Source organism: Deltaproteobacteria bacterium (assembly GCA_019310525.1).
Lineage (GTDB): Bacteria > Desulfobacterota > DSM-4660 > Desulfatiglandales > HGW-15 > JAFDEE01.
In genome coordinates this window covers 1-5,358 of the sequence record JAFDEE010000150.1, presented here as the reverse complement: position 1 = coordinate 5,358, position 5,358 = coordinate 1, and the positions used below count along the sequence as shown (strand labels likewise).

Genomic DNA, 5,358 nt, shown 5'->3' with positions numbered 1-5,358 from the left:
TAGGTTCAATGACCGCCACGATGGGGCCGTTTCCAAAGGGTGGTTTTCGGACCCCTGTTAAATGTCAATTTAGGGGGTTTCCTCCCTTTTCGCAAGTTTGTTTTTTGGGAGGGAGATGTCCGCCCGCGCCTTGTTGATGCCGGGTTGACCCAGAACAGGATGCACGCGGCGTCAATCAATGATGGATCCCATGGGTGCGCTTGGCGGTCGGACTACCCGGCATGTCTAACTACGCTTTAAGCCCGGGGCGTCCTCCCCATTACGCAAATCATTTACCGGATCCTCCATTGTGGTGTTCCTTGAGACTGAAAAAAGTGATATCCTTGACTTAGGTCAAGGTTATCACGCGTGGTCTATGGGACAATAAGGGCAAAATGAGCAAAGGGACTCCGATTTATGTCCCTTTCCACAAGAACCCATCAATGAGAAGGAGGAAACCCATGTTTTGTTTTCAATGTCAGGAGACAGCCAAAAATCAAGGCTGCACGGTCAAGGGGATGTGTGGGAAGCCCGAAGAGACCGCCGACCTCCAGGACCTGCTGATCTATGTGTGCAAGGGGATCTCAGTTTATGGGGAAAAAGCAAAGGAACTGGGAATCGTTGACAAAGAGACAGGACTTTTCATTTGCAAATCCCTGTTTACAACTATTACGAACGTTGCCTGGAACAATGAAAAGATTATTGATCTCATCAAGGGGGCCCTCAAGGTCCGAGAGGAACAAAGAGGAAAATTTCTTGCGGCCTACAGGGAAAAATATGGGAAAGAATTCTCAGACCCGCTCCCTGATTGCGCTACCTGGTATTCCGACGATGATGCGGAAATCCTCGAAAAAGCCAAGGCTGATGAAACGCGGATCACAGCAACGGAAAATGAGGATGTTCGCTCGTTGCGGGAACTGCTTGTGATCGGTTGCAAGGGAATCGCAGCCTATGCAGATCATGCGGCGATCCTTGGGTATGAAAAGGACGACATATACGGCTTCCTGATGGAGGCCCTGGCATCCACCACCAAGGAACTGTCAGTTGATGACATGATAGCCATGGTCATGAAGGCTGGTGAGGTTGCTGTGAATACCATGGCCCTCTTGGACGAAGCCAATACAGGCACCTATGGCCACCCGGAGATCACGGAAGTAAACCTCGGGGTCAGGAACAATCCCGGAATTCTCATCAGCGGCCACGACCTCAAAGATATGGAAGAACTGCTGGAGCAGACCAAAGGAACGGGAGTGGATGTTTATACGCACGGAGAGATGTTGCCTGCCAACTATTATCCTGCCTTCAAGAAATATGACCATTTCGTGGGCAACTACGGCAATTCCTGGTGGCATCAAAACAGTGAATTTGAATCTTTCAACGGTCCCATCATACTCACTACAAACTGCCTTATCCCGCTCAAAAAAGACAACACCTATCTGGACAGGCTCTTCACCACCGGAGTGGTGAACTACCCTGGTGCCAAACACATCTCCGACAGGCCCGAAGGTGGGACCAAGGATTTTTCTGAAGTCATAGAGCTGGCGAAGAAATGTAAACCACCTGTTGAGATTGAATCAGGAAAGATTGTCGGCGGCTTTGCCCACAACCAGGTCCTGGCGCTCGCCGACAAGGTGGTGGACGCTGTAAAATCCGGCGCCATCAAGCGTTTCGTGGTGATGGCCGGGTGCGACGGCCGACATAAAACCAGGAACTACTTTACAGAGGTGGCAAAGGCCTTACCCAAAGACACCGTCATATTGACGGCAGGTTGCGCGAAATACCGCTATAACAAGCTGGATTTGGGTGACATCGGAGGTATCCCGAGGGTCCTTGACGCCGGTCAATGCAATGACTCCTATTCTCTTGCCGTAATCGCCCTTAAATTGAAAGAGGTCTTCGGCCTGGAAGACATCAACCAACTTCCCTTGTCATACTTCTGGCCCTGCTTCACCTTGGAGTAAAAGGGATCAGGCTCGGGCCCACACTGCCCGCCTTTGTGTCGCAAAATGTCCTGAAGGTTCTGGTTGACAAGTTTGATATCAAGCGGACCGGAACGGTTGAAGAAGATGTGGAGGCCATGATGGCAGGGAAATAAACTACGTATCAACTGAAGAATGGAAGGGGTCAGCCTGTCAAGGGCCGACCCCTTCCATTCTCCAATTTCTTTAGCCAGCCCATCCTTACGGCCACGGACCGCCAATTTGCTCACGGCTGAAGCAGATAGGTGCAGTTTGCGGGCAACCTCTCGGCCGCTACTCATTAAAACTCTATCTCTATTTTTTCGTATCCAGGCCGAGTGCTTTTGCAACTCGGCGTAGTTGGTATTTCCCCAAAAATGTGGACACACCGAACAACGAACTTGTATAAACCGGATTAATAGGAGGTGTGTCGAATGGTTAAAAAATACGATAGAAAATTTATAATTGAAGCCATACGGCTTGCAACGGAACCGGGCAACACAGCAGCTGAGGTTGAACGGGACCTGGGGATCGACAAAAAGGAAGCCCGGCTTCGCTCATGAGCTACGCCGTGGCAGTCTTCCCCTTGGGGCGTCGCCGTTGGCTATACCCTCACAAGTCAGATTCGCCTTGTTAAGTCGGCTTGCCAAGGCGAAGTTTCTTAACCGCTCGTGGTTTAAGAGACGAAGACTGGTGGAAGCGGCAACTCCAAGAGGACGGGGATGATGCATTTCCCGGCAAGGGCCGTCTAAAGCCCGGAGACGAGGAACTGCGCTGCTTGAAACGGGAGAACGAGAGGCTGCGCCGGGAGCGCGACATCTTAAAAAAAGCCGTGGCCATCTTCTCGCCTGTCTGCCGCCAGGCAGGGAAGACCCGAACAGGTATTCGGGTTCATGGCGCTTTGGAGCGTTCAGGAGATGTGCCAGGTATTGTCGTTGTCTCGCAGTGGTTTTTACAGTTGGCTGAGACGGCGCGAAAGTAAGAGGCAAATCCAAAACAGGCGTCTTGATGCCAGGATAAAGTCCATTTACATGGAAAGCAGGCGACGATACGGGAGCCCCAAGGTTACTGAAGAGCTTCGCAGGAAGGGATGGAAGGTCAGTAAAAATCGGGTTGCGCGGCGGATGAGACATGCCGGCCTGAGATCCATTGTCAGGCGTAAGTATCGCCCTACCACGGATTCCAGGCATTCCTATGAAGTAGCTCCAAACCTTCTTGAGCGTAATTTCACGGCAGAGGCTCCGGACAGGGATTGCCACAGGGAGAGGCTAGTTGTATCTGACGGTGTTCCTGCTTAGCAAGGAGATGGTGGTCACAGCGCTTCATCGTGCCATAAGACGCCGGACCCCCGGGCCGGGCCTGATCATCCATTCGGATCGAGGGGTTCAGTATGCCTGTAATGATTTCAAGGAAGTGCTCAAAAAACATGGTTTCATACAGAGCATGAGTCGTAAAGGGGATTGCTGGGGCAATGCGGTAGCTGAATCGTTTTTCAAGATTCTTAAATCAGAGCTGATTTACCGGCAACATTTTGCGGGCCCTAATGATGCCCTGCGTTCCATTTTTGAATGCATAGAGGTTTTTTATAATCGTCAGAGGAGACATTCCACACTCGGTTACCTTTCCCCGGTCGAATATGAACAGACTACGAAGTCAGCAGTTTGCTTTTAACACTGTCCACTTTTTGGGGAAAATCCAAGGTGCCGGGCTGGTGGTTGCCGTCATTTGCCGTTGTCCGATCCTGCATGGGCTCGGAATGTAATTGTCCAGTTTTCATATGAGAACTTCCACCTGCCCGACACTAATTTTGCAAGGATTAGGTGTCTTATTTTCATTGGCACAGAGGGGGTCATTGAGATCTCCCAGGAAAGGACGTAGCGGCTATACCAGTCCATAACCACCGTCGGCGCTTCTCCTTTCTTTTGGGTTTTAAGGATCAAAACCTTTTTAAAGGAAAAGCGCCTTTTTTCGAGTACTTTCAAATTCACACAATAAAAATCACACTACCCAAATCTCAAAAACTTAACCCCGCCCCGGTTTGCTCTCTATGACGTCATGAATTGAGTTCGCCTTTTTTCATTTCGAGGAGTTCTACTAACTTAGCCTTAGTATCATTATACGAGCCACAATTAGTTGAAAAAGCTACAAAAAAATACCATTTAGGCAGCCTTGCATTCTTCATTTTAAGCTCAATAAATATAATCATAGATGATGGTATCCCAGAAACCTGAGCTCTTTCTATTTCAGAAATATCAATGGTGGCCTTAGAGATAGGGCCTACCATCACTATCTTCTGTCCATTTTTGAGGGTTAATCTTGATATGGAGTGGCCATATATTTTGAACGCGACAATAATAATAATCAAGAAAATGACTGTCTTAGGTAATAAGGTGATATAAAATTCATTCAGTATTTGATTTGCAAAAACTAGCATGATAGCAAGCAGGACAAATATCAGATTCGAGAAGCCCGATCTAAGAACAGGGGTTCCACTACTATTAATAATAATGTCTTGATGTTGAATATCAGCACTCATTTTCATATTGTCCTGGTTATTCACACTGGTTTTCTAATAACTCTCGCACCTGTGGTACGTACCTAAGGAGTTTCTCAAATATATCAGCTGGCAGGTTTTCCAAATCATATTTACCCTTGTACCATGTATAGGTACCCATGCCAGAAATACCAGCACCAGCACCAGCTGCACCACCACCAGAGCCACTTCCGGCAGGTCCAGTTCCGATTGTTTGGGCTGAGACTCCGTGAACAGCAGCAGCGTAAGCTGATACTTCTAAGCCCCATCCAGTTATAATATCCTGCGGATCATCCATATCTATAAACCCAACCTGCGTCGTCGCAACACCTCCAAAACCTAATCCTAATCCATAAGCCACAAATCGATAAGAATGCACCTCTCCCGTAGTCACATCTAGAGCAAGAATTGTTCCGGCTTCTCCGGCGAGAAATCCGAGGCTACCTCCTCCAGACATAGTAAGAGTAACATAAACCTTTAAACCCAACTGGTCGATCATATTGATTGGGTTACTCTCTGCATAAACGAAAAGATTAATCCCCCCTGCCAATCCAATCGGATCCGGTGTAAGATATCTCCCCGTCCTTGGATCGTAGTACCGGTGGTAATTATAGCGAAAGCCTGTCTCATGATCGAAGTACTGCCCTGGGAAGCGGAAGTGATTTGTGACTGTCTCTGTGCTGACCTCTGCATGACCGAAGGGAAGATAATCCGGACTCCACACCATCCTACCATCCTCATCCATCACCCTTTGCGGCGTCCCAAGGTGATCACTGACATAGTAGTAAACATCATCTTCAGGTGACTTGCAAACCACCCCCTGAAAAAGGATACCTGTCAAAGAACCAATCGACGCAACCCGCACAGGCCCAACCCTCAATACCGGCC

Annotated in this window: 5 protein-coding genes and 1 pseudogene; 4 read left to right on the top strand and 2 right to left on the bottom strand. The window is 48.7% G+C overall.

Translation table 11 applies throughout. The features are described from left to right. The first annotated feature begins 440 nt into the window (after positions 1–440). The 4 genes and pseudogenes from hcp to JRF57_16325 all read left to right on the top strand — a co-directional run bounded on the left by hcp (position 441) and on the right by JRF57_16325 (position 3,608). Positions 441–2,074 (top strand): annotated as a pseudogene (gene hcp, locus JRF57_16340) (hydroxylamine reductase). A gap of 641 nt (positions 2,075–2,715) precedes the next feature. Next, positions 2,716–2,919 (top strand): hypothetical protein, encoded by a 204-nt coding sequence (locus tag JRF57_16335; GenBank protein ID MBW2305265.1) that lies wholly within the window; start codon positions 2,716–2,718, stop codon positions 2,917–2,919. A gap of 49 nt (positions 2,920–2,968) precedes the next feature. Beyond that, on the top strand, positions 2,969–3,235 hold the full coding sequence (locus tag JRF57_16330) for an IS3 family transposase (protein ID MBW2305264.1): 267 nt from the start codon (positions 2,969–2,971) through the stop codon (positions 3,233–3,235). Then, positions 3,210–3,608, top strand: a complete 399-nt coding sequence (locus JRF57_16325) for a DDE-type integrase/transposase/recombinase (GenBank protein MBW2305263.1) — start codon at positions 3,210–3,212, stop codon at positions 3,606–3,608. The genes JRF57_16330 and JRF57_16325 overlap by 26 nt, the downstream gene beginning before the upstream one ends. Positions 3,609–3,990: 382 nt before the next feature. On the opposite strand, the gene JRF57_16320 is transcribed toward JRF57_16325, so the two are convergent. After that, positions 3,991–4,473, bottom strand: a complete 483-nt coding sequence (locus JRF57_16320) for a hypothetical protein (protein ID MBW2305262.1) — start codon at positions 4,471–4,473, stop codon at positions 3,991–3,993. A gap of 16 nt (positions 4,474–4,489) precedes the next feature. Next, positions 4,490–5,358, bottom strand: an 869-nt coding sequence (locus tag JRF57_16315; protein ID MBW2305261.1) for an RHS domain-containing protein, incomplete at its 5' end; no start/stop codon positions are given.